This is a genomic window from Kitasatospora brasiliensis (assembly GCF_032654805.1).
GTDB classification, from domain to species: domain Bacteria; phylum Actinomycetota; class Actinomycetes; order Streptomycetales; family Streptomycetaceae; genus Kitasatospora; species Kitasatospora brasiliensis.
In genome coordinates, this window is record NZ_JAUOOW010000003.1 from 864218 (window position 1) to 879636 (window position 15419).

Annotated in this window: 10 protein-coding genes and 1 riboswitch; of the genes, 7 read left to right on the top strand and 3 right to left on the bottom strand. The window is 73.6% G+C overall.

All coding sequences use genetic code 11. From position 1 onward, the window contains the following. The first annotated feature begins 70 nt into the window (after positions 1-70). The 4 genes from QWJ13_RS15930 (at position 71) to QWJ13_RS15945 (ending at position 6028) form a co-directional block, all read left to right on the top strand. Positions 71-2188, top strand: a complete 2118-nt coding sequence (locus QWJ13_RS15930; RefSeq protein WP_316525066.1) for a putative bifunctional diguanylate cyclase/phosphodiesterase — start codon at positions 71-73, stop codon at positions 2186-2188. A gap of 273 nt (positions 2189-2461) precedes the next feature. Then, positions 2462-3862, top strand: coding sequence for an NADP-specific glutamate dehydrogenase (gdhA, locus tag QWJ13_RS15935; RefSeq protein ID WP_316525069.1), 1401 nt, complete (start codon positions 2462-2464; stop codon positions 3860-3862). 256 nt (positions 3863-4118) lie between these two features. Next, entirely contained in the window at positions 4119-4994 is an 876-nt protein-coding gene (locus QWJ13_RS15940; RefSeq protein WP_316525070.1) for an AraC family transcriptional regulator, read from the top strand. A gap of 269 nt (positions 4995-5263) precedes the next feature. Continuing rightward, the gene (locus QWJ13_RS15945) at positions 5264-6028 is read left to right on the top strand and encodes a VOC family protein (protein ID WP_316525072.1); all 765 of its coding nucleotides are present in this window, start codon (positions 5264-5266) and stop codon (positions 6026-6028) included. On the opposite strand, the gene lnt is transcribed toward QWJ13_RS15945, so the two are convergent. The 3 genes from lnt to QWJ13_RS15960 all read right to left on the bottom strand — a co-directional run bounded on the left by lnt (position 6004) and on the right by QWJ13_RS15960 (position 11553). After that, the gene (lnt, locus tag QWJ13_RS15950) at positions 6004-7605 is read right to left on the bottom strand and encodes an apolipoprotein N-acyltransferase (RefSeq protein WP_316525073.1); all 1602 of its coding nucleotides are present in this window, start codon (positions 7603-7605) and stop codon (positions 6004-6006) included. The genes QWJ13_RS15945 and lnt overlap by 25 nt on opposite strands. Positions 7606-7750: 145 nt before the next feature. Then, positions 7751-11374: a cobaltochelatase subunit CobN gene (cobN, locus tag QWJ13_RS15955; RefSeq protein ID WP_316525074.1), complete on the bottom strand. Its 3624-nt coding sequence runs from the start codon at positions 11372-11374 to the stop codon at positions 7751-7753. Then, positions 11371-11553, bottom strand: a complete 183-nt coding sequence (locus QWJ13_RS15960) for a hypothetical protein (protein ID WP_316525075.1) — start codon at positions 11551-11553, stop codon at positions 11371-11373. Before QWJ13_RS15960 ends, cobN begins: the two co-directional genes overlap by 4 nt. Before the next feature lie 88 nt (positions 11554-11641). Continuing rightward, positions 11642-11807: riboswitch (cobalamin riboswitch) on the bottom strand. 119 nt (positions 11808-11926) lie between these two features. Between QWJ13_RS15960 and QWJ13_RS15965 the strand changes: the two genes are divergently transcribed. The 3 genes from QWJ13_RS15965 to QWJ13_RS15975 are packed head-to-tail and all read left to right on the top strand — an operon-like array spanning position 11927 to position 15371. Beyond that, complete coding sequence (locus QWJ13_RS15965) at positions 11927-13234, top strand: hypothetical protein (RefSeq protein WP_316525076.1); 1308 nt, start codon at positions 11927-11929, stop codon at positions 13232-13234. Next, a complete protein-coding gene (locus QWJ13_RS15970) occupies positions 13231-13857 on the top strand; it encodes a precorrin-8X methylmutase (RefSeq protein ID WP_316525077.1) in 627 nt (208 codons plus the stop codon). The genes QWJ13_RS15965 and QWJ13_RS15970 overlap by 4 nt, the downstream gene beginning before the upstream one ends. After that, positions 13854-15371, top strand: coding sequence for a precorrin-2 C(20)-methyltransferase (locus tag QWJ13_RS15975; protein WP_316525079.1), 1518 nt, complete (start codon positions 13854-13856; stop codon positions 15369-15371). The genes QWJ13_RS15970 and QWJ13_RS15975 overlap by 4 nt, the downstream gene beginning before the upstream one ends. Positions 15372-15419 lie beyond the last annotated feature (48 nt).

The window sequence follows — 15419 nt, forward strand, 5'->3', positions numbered from 1 at the left end:
GCCCGGTCGTCGCACCCGGCGTCGCGCCCGCCGAGACCGGCGCGCACACCAGAGGAACCAGGTTCAGCAGATGAGTACCACCCCGGTGCGCGGCAACGCGGAGCGCTTCCACGAGGAGTGGTCCCGGCTGCTCTCCGCCGACCACGGCATCGCCGTCCACCCCGGCCTGCTCGGTCGGCTGGTCGCGCGCACCGCGGCGCTGCTGCACCGCGCCCAGGAGGACGAGCCGTTCGAGCCGAGGCTGGCCGCGCAGGCCGGCGCCGAACTGGTCGACGCGCACTTCACCGACCCGGTGCTGCTGGCCCGGGCGGTCGAGCTGCTCCAGGCACAGACCGTCCACGACGACCGCGGACCGGCCCTGACCGGCGCCTTCGCGGCCGGCTGGGCCGCCGCCCTGCGCGAGCGCACGCTGAGCGAGCAGGAGGCGATCCGCACCGCCGCCGACACGGCCCGCAAGGAGGCCGAGCGGGCCCTGCGCGACTCCGAGGCCCGGTTCCGGGCGCTGTTCGAGAGCGCCGCGATCGGCATCGCCATCGGCGACACCGACGGCAACATCCTGGCCGTCAACAAGGCCGTGCAGGAGCTGTTCGGCGCCGGCCCGGAGGACATGGTCGGCCGCCGGGTCAACGATCTCGTCCACCCCGAGGACACCCCGGGCGTGTGGGAGGCGTACGAGGAGCTGATCAGCGGCAAGCGGGACTACTTCCAGTTCGACAAGCCGTACTACCGCCAGGACGGCGAGATCGTCTGGACCCACCTGACCGTCTCGCTGATCCGCGAAGACGACGGCTCGCCGCAGTACCAGGTCGCGATGCTGGAGGACGTCACCGACCGCTACCGGCTCCAGGAGCGGCTGCGCCACCAGGCCACCCACGACCCGCTGACCGGCCTGCCCAACCGCGCGGCCTTCTTCGAGCGGCTGGAGAAGCTGTTCGAGGAGCCCGAGCCCGGAGCCCGGTTCGGCCTCTGCTACGTCGACCTCGACGGCTTCAAGGTGGTCAACGACAGTCTCGGCCACGACATGGGCGATCAGCTGCTGGCCGCCGTCGCCGCCCGGCTGAAGGCCGCCCTCACCCCGCTCGGCCACCTGGTGGCCCGGCTCGGCGGCGACGAGTTCGTCGTCCTGCTGGAGAAGTGCCGGGGCGAGCAGGAGGCGGTGGCCGCCGCGAAGACCGTGCTCAAGGCACTGTCCGGGCCGGTGCTGATCGGCGACCACAAGCTCGCCGTCGGCGCCAGCGTCGGCGTGCTGGAGCGCCGGGTGTCCACCACCACCCCCGGCGCCGCCGTCCGTGCCGCCGACCTCACGCTCTACCGCGCCAAGGAGGCCGGCCGCGGCCGCTGGACGCTGTTCGACCCCAAGGAGAACGCCCGCGCGGTCAGCCGCTACGCGGTGTCGGTGCGGATGCCCGCCGCCCTGGACCGCGGCGAGTTCTTCATCGACTACCAGCCGCTGTACCGCCTGGCGGACGGCCGACTGGCCGCCGTGGAGGCGCTGGTGCGCTGGCGCCACCCGCAGCTCGGCGTGCTCGGCCCGGACGAGTTCGTCACCACCGCCGAGGAGACCGGGCTGATCATGCCGCTCGGCCGCTGGGTGCTGGAGCAGGCCTGCGGCCAGGCCGCGGACTGGATCAAGCGGTTCGGCGACGCCGCCCCGCAGCTCAACGTCAACCTCGCGGTCCGGCAGGCCCGCAGCGCCGCGCTGGTCACCGATCTCGGCCGGATCCTCGACAGCACCGGACTGGACCCGGCCCGGTTGCAGCTGGAGATCACCGAGTCGACCGTGGTCGGGCCCGAGGACGAGGCGCTGCGCACCCTGCACGGGCTGGTCGACCTCGGGGTGTCGCTGGCCGTGGACGACTTCGGCACCGGCTGGTCCAACCTCGCCTACCTGCGCGACCTGCCGGTCTCCGGGCTGAAGATTGCCGGCTCCTTCGTCGGCGACCTGCACGAACCGGGCAAGGACGAGTCCACCGGGTGGCGGATCGTCAGCGGACTGGTGTCGATGGCACACACCCTCGGGCTGAACGTCACCGCCGAGGGCGTGGAGACCCTCCGGGACGCCGAACGGCTGCGGACCCTGGGCTGCGACTGGGCGCAGGGCTGGCACTTCGGGCGCCCGGTGCAGCCGGTCGAGATCGCCCGGCGGATCGTGGAGGAGCCGAAGGGGCGCCCGGTCGAAGAGTGCTGACCGCCCCGGCCGCGGGCGGGGCCGACGGGTCGTACGGGCGCCCGGTGGTACGGGTGCCCGGTCGAGGAGAGCTGACCGCCCGGCCGGACCCGACCGAGCGGGCATACCGCACCTCATCAGCCCCAACTGGCCGTCGGGCCTTCCACCATGTGGATGCCACGGGACTCGCGGTGTGGACACTGCGAGACTTCCACCGTTCCCTTGGACACATCCCCCCGGTTCACGGGAGCTCTGCGCACACCCCATCGACAACCACGGAAGGGTCCTGACCAGATGCCGACGACCCCCGCCACCCCCGTAACCCCCGGTTCCTCCCCCGCCGCCTTCGAGGCCGAGCAGCGCGCGATAGCGGCGCTCTACGCGGACGTGGTCCGCCGCAACCAGGGTGAGGACGAGTTCCACCAGGCCGTCCACGAGGTGCTGGAGACCCTGGCCCCGGTGCTCGCCCACCGCCCGGAACTCCTTGACGCCCGGATCATCGAGCGGATCTGCGAGCCCGAGCGCCAGCTCATGTTCCGGGTGCCGTGGACGGACGACTCCGGTGACATCCACGTCAACCGCGGCTTCCGGGTGGAGTTCAGCAGCGCCCTCGGCCCGTACAAGGGCGGACTGCGCTTCCACCCCTCGGTGAACCTCGGGATCGTCAAGTTCCTCGGGTTCGAGCAGATCTTCAAGAACGCGCTCACCGGTCTGCCCATCGGTGGCGGCAAGGGCGGCTCCGACTTCGACCCCAAGGGCCGCTCGGACGCCGAGATCATGCGGTTCTGCCAGTCGTTCATGACCGAGCTGTACCGCCACCTCGGCGAGTACACCGACGTGCCGGCCGGGGACATCGGCGTCGGCGGCCGGGAGATCGGCTACCTGTTCGGCCAGTACAAGCGGATCACCAACCGGTACGAGAGCGGCGTGCTCACCGGAAAGGGCCTCGGCTGGGGCGGCGCGCAGGTCCGCACCGAGGCCACCGGCTACGGCTGCGTCATGTTCACCGCCGAGATGCTGCACAGCCGTGGCGAGAGCCTGGACGGGCGCCGGGTGGTCGTCTCCGGTTCCGGCAACGTCGCGCTCTACGCGATCGAGAAGGCGCAGCAGCTCGGCGCGACGGTGCTGACCGCCTCCGACTCCTCCGGCTACGTGGTGGACGAGAAGGGCATCGACCTCGACCTGCTCAAGGAGGTCAAGGAGGTCCGGCGGGGCCGGGTCTCCGACTACGCGCAACTGCGCGGCGGCCACGTCCGGTTCGTCGAGGGCCCGGGCGTGTGGAGCGTGCCCTGTGACGTCGCGCTGCCCTGCGCGACCCAGAACGAGCTCACCGAGGCCGACGCGCTGGCCCTGGTGCGCAACGGGGTGCTGGCCGTCGCCGAGGGCGCCAACATGCCCACCACCCCGGAGGCGGTGCGGGTGCTCCAGGAGGGCGGCGTGGCCTTCGGTCCGGGCAAGGCGGCGAACGCGGGCGGCGTCGCGACCAGTGCGCTGGAGATGCAGCAGAACGCCTCGCGTGACTCCTGGACCTTCGAGCACACCGAGGAGCGGCTGGCCGGGATCATGAAGCACATCCACGACTCCTGCTACACCACCGCCGAGCGTTACGGACAGCCGGGCAACTACGTGGTCGGCGCGAACATCGCCGGCTTCGAGCTGGTCGCGGACGCGATGCTGGCCCAGGGCCTGATCTGAGCGCCTGATCTGGGCGCCTGAACTGAGCCGCCGGAGCCGCGGTGTCGGAGCTGAGCCGCCTGAACTGAGCCGCCGGAGCTGAGGTGCTGAAGTCGAGACGCTGAAGCCCGAGTTGACGAAGTGGCGCAGCTGAACCCGAACTGCCGACGCCCGCCACCCGGCGATCGGTACCCGACCGGAGCGGGCACCGATCGTCGGGTGCGGCAAGGTGGGTCCTTCCTACGGTGGAGATCAACAAGGGAAGGGCGGGACCGGTGTGCTGGAGCACCTGAACCGGGCGATGGACCGGATCGAACAGGGCCTGGACCGTGAGGTCGACGTGGCCGAGCTGGCGCGGATCGCGATGACGTCGGAGTACCACTTCCGGCGGCTGTTCTCGATGCTCGCCGGGATGCCGCTGTCGGAGTACGTCCGGCGTCGGCGGCTGACCGTCGCCGGGGCCGAAGTCCTGGACGGCGAGCGGACGTTGCTCGACGTCGCGGTCCGGTACGGGTACACCTCGGGCGAGGCGTTCGCCCGGGCGTTCCGGGCCATGCACGGGGTCGGGCCCGGTGAGGCCCGGCGCGACGGTGCGGTGCTCGTCTCACAGCCCCGGATGTCCTTCCGACTCATCGTGGAGGGAAGCAGCAGTATGGAATACCGGATCGTCGAGAAGCCGGACTTCCGGATCGTCGGCAGGAAGGCCCGGGTCACCCTGATCTACCGGGGGATCAACCCGGGGATCGCCGAGTTCATCAAGGGGCTCGGCAAGGAGGCGGTCGAGCGGATCGCGGCGCTGTCGGGGGAGGAGCCGGACGGGATCGTCTCGGTGAGCGACGGCTTCTCGCCGAACCGCGAGGAAGGGTCCGAACTCGACTACTGGCACGCGGTGGTGGCACGCGAGGGCGTCGCCGTCCCGGCGGACCTGGACGTGCTCGACGTCCCGGCCGGCACCTGGGCGGTGTTCACCACCACCGGACCGTTCCCGCAGGCGCTTCAGGAGATGTGGGGGGACGTGGCGAGCCAGTGGTTCCCGTCCAACCCGTACGAGGCCCGGCCGGGCCCGGAGATCCTCCGGACCCGCTTCGTCCCGGGCACGGCCGACGCCGAGGCGCAGCTGTGGATACCGGTGGCGCGGGCCGTGCGCGGCTGAGGGTGGCCGAGGGGCGGCAGCCGAACAGATGACAGCTGACGGATAACAGCTAACAGCTAACAGCTAACAGATGACAGCTGACAGATTTCGAAATCTGTCAGCTGTCATCTGTCGTCTGTTCCGCCACCCCCCCGTTCGGCCCACCCCAGCCCGCCACCTCCCGCTCCCGCCCCGCATGCTGGGGCGGGAGGTGTGCGGGGGCCGAGGCGCCGAGAACCCGGGAGTTCCCGTCCTACGGAACTCCCGAGCAAGCTGCGAGGACAGACGTCATGAAGCAGACCTCCGTCACCACCAACGCTCCCTGCTGGACCGAGCTGGGCACCTCCGACCCGGCCGCCGCCCGGGCCTTCTACACCGAGCTGTTCGGCTGGCGGGCGGACGACACGGCCCGCCCCGGGGACGGCGACTACACCCAGATGCTGGTCCGGGACGCCCCGGCCGCCGCCATCACCCCGCGCTACGCGCCGCAGCAGCCGATCGCCTGGACGGTCGTCCTCGCGGTCGCCGACGCCGACGCGACCGCGGCGAGGATCAAGGAAGCCGACGGCCGGATCCTGAAGGACCCCACCGATGTGTTCGACTTCGGCCGCTTCTCGGTGGCCGCCGACCGGTCCGGCGCGGTGTTCCTCCTCTGGCAGGGACGTTCCTTCAAGGGCGCCGGGGTGTTCAACGAGCCCGGCTCGCTCGGCTGGGCGGAACTGCTCACCCGTGACCCGGACGGCGCGCTCGCCTTCTACCCGGCGGTCTTCGGCTGGTCCGTCGCCCCGTCCGAGCACTACCCCCAGTGGGGCCTGGACGGCCAGGACTTCGGCGGCATGCTGACGATGGACGACCGGTTCCCGCCCGAGGTGCCGCCGCACTGGCTGCCGTACTTCGCGGTCGCCGACGTCGACAACACCGTCAGCCGGGCGGCGACCCTCGGCGGGGACGTGCTGATGCCCGCCACCGGCGTGCCGGGCGATCGGCGGATCGCCGTGCTGCGCGACCCCCAGGGCGCCGCGTTCGGCGTCTACACCGCCGGCACCGAGGGCTGACCGGACCCGCGGGCGGCGCGCGACCGGCGCCACCCGGCCACGGCCACCGCCCCCGCCGCCCCGGCGCTGACCAGCAGCGCCCCCAGCGGCACCACGTCGCCGATCCGGTCGTACCAGGTGAGCGCCCCCGGTGAGGTGAGCGGCAGCCGGACGGTCAGCGCGCCGGTGCCGTCGGTGCCGAGCCGGGCCAGCTCCCGGCCCTGGGCGTCGAAGGCCGCCGAGACCCCGGTCAGCGAGGCCTGCACGGCCGGCCGGCCGGTCTCGGCGGCCCGGATCGCCGCCAGCGAGACGTGCTGCTCGGGCGCCCAGGTGTGCTGGAAGGTCGAGGTCGAGGATTGGTAGACCAGCACCCGGGCGCCCTCCCGCGCGGCGGTGCGGGCCATGTCGGGGAAGGCCGACTCGAAGCAGATCAGCGCCCCGACGGGCAGCGGCGCGCCCGTTCGGTCGGTGGCGGGCAGTACGTGGAAGGACTTGCCGGGGGCCCTGTTCTCGCCCGCCGCCCGGCTGACTCCGGCGATCCAGCCGAGCACCGGCCGCAGCGGGATGTACTCGCCGAACGGCACCAGCCGGATCTTGCGGTAGCGGTCCACCACTCCGGCGGGGGAGACCAGCACCGCGTCCTTGGAGATCCGCCCGTCCGCCTTGCGCGCGTCCTCACCGGCGATGATCTCGGCGCCGGTGCTCGTGGCGAGCCCGCGCAGTGTGTCCAGCGCGGCCCGGTCGCGGTCCAGGTCGGCGCCGGTGCTGCTCTCGCCCCAGACGACCAGGTCCACCGACTGCCCGACCAGGGCGGTGGTGATCCGCTCGCTCGCCTCGAACCGGGCCTTCGGGTCGTCCACGATGCCGGGCTGGACCAGCGCCACGGTCACGGCCCCGTCCGCGGCGGGCGCCTCGCGCAGCGCGAACAGCAGCGGACCGGAGGCCAGCACCAGGACGGTGGCCCCGGCGGCGAGGGCCCGCGGCCGCCAGTGCACCGCGGTCAGCGCGATCAGCACCCCGGTGTTCACGGCCATCACGGCCGCGCTGACCAGCCAGATCCCGCCGGCCGAGGCCAGTGCGAGGACCGCCGGGTGCTGCCACTGGGTGGCACCGAGCAGCGCCCACGGCCCGCCGAGCGCCGGCCAGGACCGCGCGTACTCGGTGGTCACCCAGACCGCCGGCACGAGCAGCAGCGCGAGCAGCGCCCGACGGGCGGTCAGCTCGGGGTGCAGCAGCCGGTGCACGGTGTACCCGACGGGGCCCTGGAGCGCCCCGAACAGCACCGCGAGCACCGGCAGCCCCGGCCCGATGGACGGGATCAGCCAGTACATCGCGGCCAGGATGAACCCCGCGCCGAACCACCAGCCGCGGACCGCCGCCTCCCGCCCCGAGGGCGCCCGCTGCATCAGCAGCAGCCCGGGGACGAGCGCGACCCACGCCAGCCAGGCCTGTCCGGGCGCGGGGAAGGCGAGCACCGGCACCGCCCCGGCCGCCAGCGCACCGATCCGCGCGCGGTACCGGTGCTGGGCGCGCGGCTCCCGTTCCTCGACGGCGGGCGTGCTCGGGGCCGGGCTGGTAGGAGCGGAGCGGCGCGACATGACCCGTATTGTCCGCTTGGACGGCGTTCGCCACCAGTACGCCGATCGGTCGGATGGCTGCGGTGAGCAGAACGTCCGGAACCACCGGCCCCGGCCCGACCACCGGCCGTGGTCGAACTGGCGGCCCGGTGGCCTCTCGCCGCGCTTACTCCTCGCCGCCCTCCAGATCTCCCTCGGTCTCCAGGAACGCGGCCTGCAGCTGCTCGATCAGCTCCGGGTCCGGCTGCTCCCACAGCCCGCGGCTCGCCGCCTCCAGCAGCCGCTCGCTGATCCCGTGCAGCGCCCACGGGTTGGCGCCCGCGAGGAACTCCCGGTTGACCGGGTCGAGGACGTACTCCTGGGTCAGCTTCTCGTACATCCAGTCCGCGACCACGCCCGTGGTGGCGTCGTAGCCGAACAGGTAGTCGACGGTCGCGGCCATCTCGAAGGCGCCCTTGTAGCCGTGGCGGCGCATCGCCTCGATCCAGCGCGGGTTGACCACCCGGGCGCGGAAGACCCGGGCGGCCTCCTCGGTCAGGGTGCGGGTGCGGACCGTCTCCGGGCGGGTCGAGTCGCCGATGTAGGCCGTCGGCGCCTTGCCGGTGAGGGCGCGCACGGTGGCCACCATGCCGCCGTGGTACTGGAAGTAGTCGTCCGAGTCGGCGATGTCGTGCTCGCGGGTGTCGGTGTTCTTCGCGGCGACGGTGATCCGCTTGTAGGCGGTCTCCATCTCCTCGCGGGCCGGGCGGCCGTCCAGCCCTCGGCCGTACGCGTAGCCGCCCCAGACCGTGTACACCTCGGCCAGGTCGGCGTCGGTGCGCCAGTCCCGGCTGTCGATCAGCTGGAGCAGGCCCGCCCCGTACGTGCCTGGACGGGAGCCGAAGACGCGGACGGTGGCCTTGCGCTCGTCGCCGTGCACCGCGAGGTCGGCCTGTACGTGGGCGCGCACGTAGTTCGACTCGGCGGGCTCCTCCTGGGCGGCGGCCAGGCGCACCGCGTCGTCCAGCAAGGCGACCACGTGCGGGAAGGCGTCCCGGAAGAAGCCGGAGATGCGCAGCGTGACGTCGATCCGCGGGCGGCCCAGCTCGGCCGCCGGGATCGGCTCCAGGCCGGTGACCCGGCGCGAGGCGTCGTCCCAGACCGGGCGCACGCCGAGCAGGGCGAAGGCCTCGGCGATGTCGTCGCCGGCGGTGCGCATCGCGCTGGTGCCCCAGAGCGAGAGCCCGACCGAGGACGGGTGGGCGCCGTCGTTGTCGGCCCGGTAGCGCTCGACCAGCGAGGTGGCGAGCGCCTGGCCGGTCTCCCAGGCGAGCTTGCTGGGGACGGCCTTCGGGTCGACGGAGTAGAAGTTGCGGCCGGTCGGCAGCACGTTGACCAGGCCGCGCAGCGGCGAGCCGGACGGGCCGGCCGGGACGAAGCCGCCCTGGAGCGCGTGCAGCACGGCGTCCAGCTCGTCGGTGGTGGCGGCCAGCCGCGGCACCACCTGGGTGGCGGCGAAGGTGAGCACCTCGCGGACGGGCTCCCGAACGGCCTCCGACAGCTCGGCGGTGACCTTCTCGACCGCCTCGGGCACCCAGTCCGCCGCCTCCATCGCCTCGACCAGGGCGCGGGCCTCGGCCTCGGCCGCGTCGGTGGCGCCCAGGGTCAGCGCCGCCTCGTCCAGGCCGAGCGCCTCGCGCAGGCCGGGCAGCGCGCTGACGCCGCCCCAGATCTGCCGGGCGCGCAGGATGGCGAGCACGATGTTGACCCGGTCGGTGCCGGCCGGGGCCTGGCCGAGGACGTGCAGACCGTCGCGGATCTGGGCGTCCTTGACCTCGCAGAGCCAGCCGTCGACGTGCAGCAGGAAGTCGTCGAAGCCGTCGTCCTCGGGCCGCTCGTCCAGGCCCAGGTCGTGGTCGAGCTTGGCGGCCTGGATCAGGGTCCAGATCTGGGCGCGGATCGCCGGCAGCTTGGCCGGGTCCATCGCGGCGATGTTGGAGTGCTCGTCCAGCAGCTGCTCCAGGCGCGCGATGTCGCCGTAGGAGTCGGCGCGGGCCATCGGCGGCACCAGGTGGTCGACGAGCGTGGCGTGGGCACGGCGCTTGGCCTGGGTGCCTTCGCCCGGGTCGTTGACCAGGAAGGGGTAGACCAGCGGCAGGTCGCCGAGGACGGCGTCCGGTCCGCACTCGGCGGACAGCGCGGCGGTCTTGCCGGGCAGCCACTCCAGGTTGCCGTGCTTGCCGAGGTGGATCACGGCGTGGGCGCCGAAGCCGCCGTCCTCCTGGGCGGCCTCGATCCAGCGGTAGGCGGCCAGGTAGTGGTGGCTCGGCGGCAGGTCGGGGTCGTGGTAGATGGCGACGGGGTTCTCGCCGAAGCCGCGCGGCGGCTGGATCAGCACCAGCAGGTTCCCGGAGCGGATCGCGGCCAGCACGATGTCACCGTCCGGGTTCTGCGAGCGGTCGACGTACAGCTCGCCGGGGGCCGGGCCCCAGTGCTCCTCGACCTGCTCGCGCAGGGCCTTCGGGAGGGTGGCGTACCAGCGGCGGTAGTCGGCGGCGGGGATGCGCACCGGGTTGCGGGCCAGCTGGTCTTCGGTCAGCCAGTCCTGGTCGTAGCCGCCGGCCGCGATCAGGGCGTGGATCAGGGCGTCGCCCTCGTGGCCGCCGTCCTCGTCGTAGAAGGGGGGAAGAGCGTCCCCGAGGTCCATGCCCTCGGCGCGCAGCCGCTCCAGCAGCCGCACGGCGCTGGCCGGGGTGTCCAGGCCGACGGCGTTGCCGACCCGGGCGTGCTTGGTCGGGTACGCGGACAGCACCAGGGCGAGCCGGCGCTCGGCGGCCGGGATGTGCCGCAGCCGGGCGTGCTTGACGGCGGTGCCGGCGACCCGGGCGGCGCGCTCCGGGTCGGCGGCGTAGACGGTCAGGCCGTCCTCGTCCAGCTCCTTGAAGGAGAACGGGACGGAGATCAGGCGGCCGTCGAACTCCGGCACCGCGATCTGGGTGGCGGTGTCCAGCGGGGACAGGCCGTCGTCGCTGCTCTCCCACTGGGCGCGCGACCAGGTCAGGCAGAGCGCCTGGAGGATCGGGCGGTCGAGGGCGGCCAGCGCGCCCGCGTCCCAGGCCTCCTCGTCGCCGCCGGCCTGGGCGTCGGCTGGGCGGGTGCCGCCGGCGGCGAGCACGGTGGTGACGATCGCGTCCGCCTCGCCGAGCGCGGCCAGCAGCTCGGGCTCGGCGCCGCGCAGCGAGGCGCAGTAGTAGGCCCGCGCCTGGGCACCCTGGTCCTCGACGGCCCGGCAGAGGGTCTCCACGAAGGCGGTGTTGCCGCTCATGTGGTGGGCGCGGTAGTAGAGCACCGCCACCGTCGGGCCGTCGGACGTACGCGCTTCGCGCTCCAGCGGGCCCCAGGCCGGGGCGGAGGCGGGCGGGGCGAAGCCGTGACCGGTCAGCAGCACGGTGTCGGAGAGGAAGGAGCCCAGCTCGGCCAGGTTGGCGGCGCCGCCGTGGGCCAGGTAGGCGTGGGCCTCGGCGGCGATGCCGGCCGGGACGGTGGACAGCTCCATCAGCTGGGCGTCGGGGGCCTGCTCACCGGTCAGCACGACCACCGGGCGGGGGCCGGCCAGCAGCGCGTCCAGACCCTCCTGCCAGGCGCGGCGCCCGCCGAGCAGCCGGACCACGACGAGCTCGGTGCCCTCCAGCAGCGCGGGCAGGTCCTCGGGGGTGAGCCGGGCCGGATTGCCGAGCCGGTAGCGCACCGGGCCCTCGGAGGCACGGGCGCTGAGCAGGTCGGTGTCGGACGTCGACAGCAGCAGGATCATGCGAAGGCCCTCCCGGCCTCGTGGGTGGCCGGGGTGGCCGGGGACTGGGCCGGGTCGGCCGCGGACGGGACCGGGGTGGCCGCGACGGCGATCGGGGTGGCCGGGAACTGGGCCGAGGTGGCCGGGGACTGGGCCGGGGCGTCGCCGGGGACGGTCGTGGCATCGACTGTGGTGGTCACGACGGCGCCCGGAACCGCCGTGACGGCGGCCGGGGACGCGGGCATGCGACAGCGCTGGGACATTTCTGCCTTCCTCGGGGTCCGCGCCCCGGGCCGGTGGAGGACGGCAGGAGTTCCTGGCTCCCGCGGCCGACCGGTCTACCGGTGAACCGCGGTCACAGTGGCGGGACCGCACCGGATTCGCACCGGTTTCCTCCCCTGCGCCGTCGCTGGCGTGCGGACGGTCCGCGGGGACCGTCCGCCAGCATCGTACGGGGTGCGGCTGAGCTGGGGGAGAGTGAGCTTTCGGACCTGTGACCCGCGAGACGGGCGCGGCCGGGGCGTGAAGCGGCGGACGGCGGCGCGTGATCGGATCATCTGTATGCTCGCCGCCATGCCACCGACACCCGACGCCACCGCGCCGGGCGCCGCAGGACCCGACCGGGAGGTGCCCGACCGGGGGCGTGCGGACGCCTGCCCCGGAGCGCTTCGCCTGCACCCGGCCGACGACGGCGCCCTGGCCCGAATCCGCCTTCCCGGCGGACTGTTGACGAACCGTCAGGCACTCGCGCTGGCCGAGGCGGCCGAGGCCCTCGGTGACGGCGAGCTGGAGACCACCTCGCGCGGCAACGTCCAGCTGCGCGGCCTGTCCCCGCACTGCGCGACCGAGCTCGCCGACCGGCTGCGCGCCGTCGGACTGCTGCCCTCGGACACCCACGAGCGGGTCCGCAACATCGTCGCCTCGCCGACAGCCGGGCTGGACGCCGCCGAGGGCACCTCCGGTCGCGCCGATGTCCAGGCCTGGGTACGGGAGCTGGACGCGCGACTGTGCGCGAACGACTGGGCGGCCGGGCTCTCCGGCAAGTTCCTGTTCGCGCTGGACGACGGGCGGGGCGACGTCGCCGCGCTCGACGCCGATGTGACATTGATCGCAGGTTCGGGCGGCACCCGGCTGCTGCGCCTCGGGCGCGACGCGTGCGGGCACCCGGTCGAGGCCGGGCGGGAGGTCGCGGCCGTGCTGGACGCGGCCCGCTCCTTCCTGGCGGCACTGCGGACCAACGGGCGCCAGGCCTGGCACCTGCGGGAGGTGCCCGACCTGCTGCCGGCCGGCTCGGTGCCGCTGCCGGCCTTCACCGGTACGACGCCCGCCGTCGGCGCGCTGCCCGGCGGACTGTCGGTGGGGCTGCGGTTCGGACGGGCGAGCGCCGGGCAGTGGCGGGCGCTGGTCGCCGGCTCGGCGGGCGAGCTGCGACTGACGCCCTGGCGCGGGGCGGTACTGCCCGGCGCGCCGGCCGACCGGCTGCCCGCGCTCGCCGAGGCCGGATTCCGCACCGGGCCCGGCTCGCCGTGGGAGCGGGCGACCGCCTGCACCGGACTGCCGGGCTGCGCCAAGTCGCTGGCCGACGTCCGTACGGACGCGGCCCGGGCGCTGGACACGGCGCGGCGGCCGGACGCCGGTGTGCTGCCCGTCCACTGGTCGGGCTGCGAACGGCGCTGCGGCCACCCGGCCGGGCGGTGGGTGGACGTGCTCGCCACCGGGCTCGGCTACCGGGTGACGGTGAAGGGGGCCGCGGCGAGCGGGGCAGTGTCGAACGGGACTGCGGCGGTCGGGTCGACGGCCGTCGATGTGACGAACTACGTCGATGTGACGAACGAGGAGATGGCCGAGGCGGTCGCCGAGGCCAGGAGGACCACGAAGTGATCGAGTACGAGAAGGACGGCGCGTCCATCTACCGCCAGTCCTTTGCCACCATCCGTGCGGAGGCCGATCTGGCCGCCCTCCCGGCGGACGTCTCCCAGGTCGCGGTGCGGATGATCCACGCCTGCGGAATGGTCGACCTGGTCGAGGACCTGGTGTACTCGCCCAGTGTGGTCGCCTCCGCGCGCGCCGCGCTGCGCGCCGGTGCGCCGATCCTCTGCGACGTCAACATGGTCGCGAGCGGTGTCACCCGCAGGCGGCTGCCCGCCGACAACGAGGTGATCTGCACCCTCACCGACCCGTCGGTGCCCGAACTCGCCCGCGCGATGGGCAACACCCGCAGCGCCGCGGCCATGGAGCTGTGGCTGCCCCGGCTGGAGGGCGCGGTCGTCGCCGTCGGCAACGCGCCGACCTCGCTGTTCCGGCTGCTGGAGATGATCGAGGCGGGCGCGCCGCGACCGGCCGCGGTGATCGGCGTCCCGGTCGGCTTCATCGGGGCCGCAGAGTCCAAGCAGGCCCTGGCCGAGCACCCGTCCGGCCTGGAGCACCTGGTGGTGCGCGGCCGACGCGGCGGCAGCGCGATCGCCGCCGCCGCCATCAACGCGATTGCGAGCGAAGAAGAGTGACGGTCGATCAGAACACCACGGGCCGACTGTACGGTGTCGGGCTCGGCCCGGGCGACCCTTCGCTGGTGACCGTCCGGGCCGCCGAACTCATCGGCAAGGCCGATGTGGTGGCGTACCACAGCGCCCGGCACGGCCGCTCCATCGCGCGCTCGATAGCGGAGCGCTATCTGACGAATGGTCAGATCGAGGAGAAGCTGGTCTACCCGCTCACCGTCGAGACCACCGACCACCCCGGTGGCTACCGCGGGGCGTTGGACGACTTCTACGAGGAGGCTGCCGCCCGGCTGGCCGCCCACCTGGACGCCGGGCGCGACGTGGTCGTCCTCGCCGAGGGCGACCCGCTCTTCTACGGCTCGTACCAGCACATGCACAAGCGGCTCGCACACCGCTACCCGACCGAGGTGGTGCCGGGCGTGACCTCGCTCAGCGCGGCCGCCGCCCGGCTCGGGCAGCCGCTGACCGAGGCCGAGGAGACGCTCACCGTCATCCCCGGCACGCTGCCCGAGGAGGAGCTGACGGCGCGGATCGCGGCCGCCGACTCGGCCGTGATCATGAAGCTGGGGCGCACCTTCCCGACCGTCCGCCGGGCCCTGGAGCGGGCAGGCCGGCTGGCGGACGCGCAGTACGTGGAGCGGGCCTTCATGGAGGGGGAGCGGCTGGCGCCGCTCGCCGAGGTCGACGGTGAGACGGTGCCGTACTTCTCGGTCGTGGTGCTGCCGAGCAAGGTGGCGCCGCTGGAGCCGGAGGTCCGGCTGTCGGACGGCGTCGGCAGCGTGACCGTGGTCGGCACCGGGCCGGCCGGACCGCTCTGGCTGACCGCCGAGGCGCGCGGCGCGCTGACCGAGGCCACCGACCTGGTCGGCTACACCACCTACCTGGACCGGGTGCCGCAGCGGCCGGGGCAGCAGCGGCACGGCTCGGACAACAAGGTGGAGTCGGAGCGGGCCGAGTTCGCCCTGGACCTCGCCCGGCGCGGACACCGGGTCGCGGTGGTCTCCTCGGGTGACCCGGGCGTGTTCGCGATGGCCACCGCGGTGCTGGAGGTCGCCTGCGAGGAGGCGTACCGGGACGTTCCGGTGCGGGTGCTCCCGGGGATGACCGCCGCCCATGCGGCCGCCTCCCGGGCCGGCGCCCCGCTCGGCCACGACTACGCGACGGTGTCCCTCTCGGACCGGCTCAAGCCGTGGGACGTGGTGGCGAAGCGGCTGCGCGCCGCCGCCGAGGCGGACCTGGTGCTCGCGCTGTACAACCCGGGCTCGAAGTCCCGGACCACTCAGGTCGGGCTCGCCCGGGATCTGCTGCTGGAGTACCGGGCGCCGGAGACCCCGGTGGTGATGGCGCGGGACGTCGGCGGCCCGACCGAGCGGGTGCGGATCGTCCGGCTCGGTGAGCTGGACCCGGCGCTGGTCGACATGCGGACCATCCTGCTGATCGGCTCCTCGCAGACCCGGGCGGTCGAGCGGGGCGGCGGCGTGGAGGTCGTCTGGACGCCGCGGCGGTACCCGGAGGGGTGACGAGCAACAGATGACAGCGAACAGATGTTGAAATCTGTTCGCTGTCAT

Excerpts from the sequence above, each read along its gene's own strand:
- QWJ13_RS15930 (WP_316525066.1), top strand. The coding sequence starts at position 71 with ATGAGTACCACCCCGGTGCGCGGCAACGCGGAGCGCTTCCACGAGGAG.
- gdhA (WP_316525069.1), top strand. The coding sequence starts at position 2,462 with ATGCCGACGACCCCCGCCACCCCCGTAACCCCCGGTTCCTCCCCCGCC.
- QWJ13_RS15945 (WP_316525072.1), top strand. The coding sequence starts at position 5,264 with ATGAAGCAGACCTCCGTCACCACCAACGCTCCCTGCTGGACCGAGCTG.
- lnt (WP_316525073.1), bottom strand. The coding sequence starts at position 7,605 with ATGTCGCGCCGCTCCGCTCCTACCAGCCCGGCCCCGAGCACGCCCGCC.
- cobN (WP_316525074.1), bottom strand. The coding sequence starts at position 11,374 with ATGATCCTGCTGCTGTCGACGTCCGACACCGACCTGCTCAGCGCCCGT.
- QWJ13_RS15965 (WP_316525076.1), top strand. The coding sequence starts at position 11,927 with ATGCCACCGACACCCGACGCCACCGCGCCGGGCGCCGCAGGACCCGAC.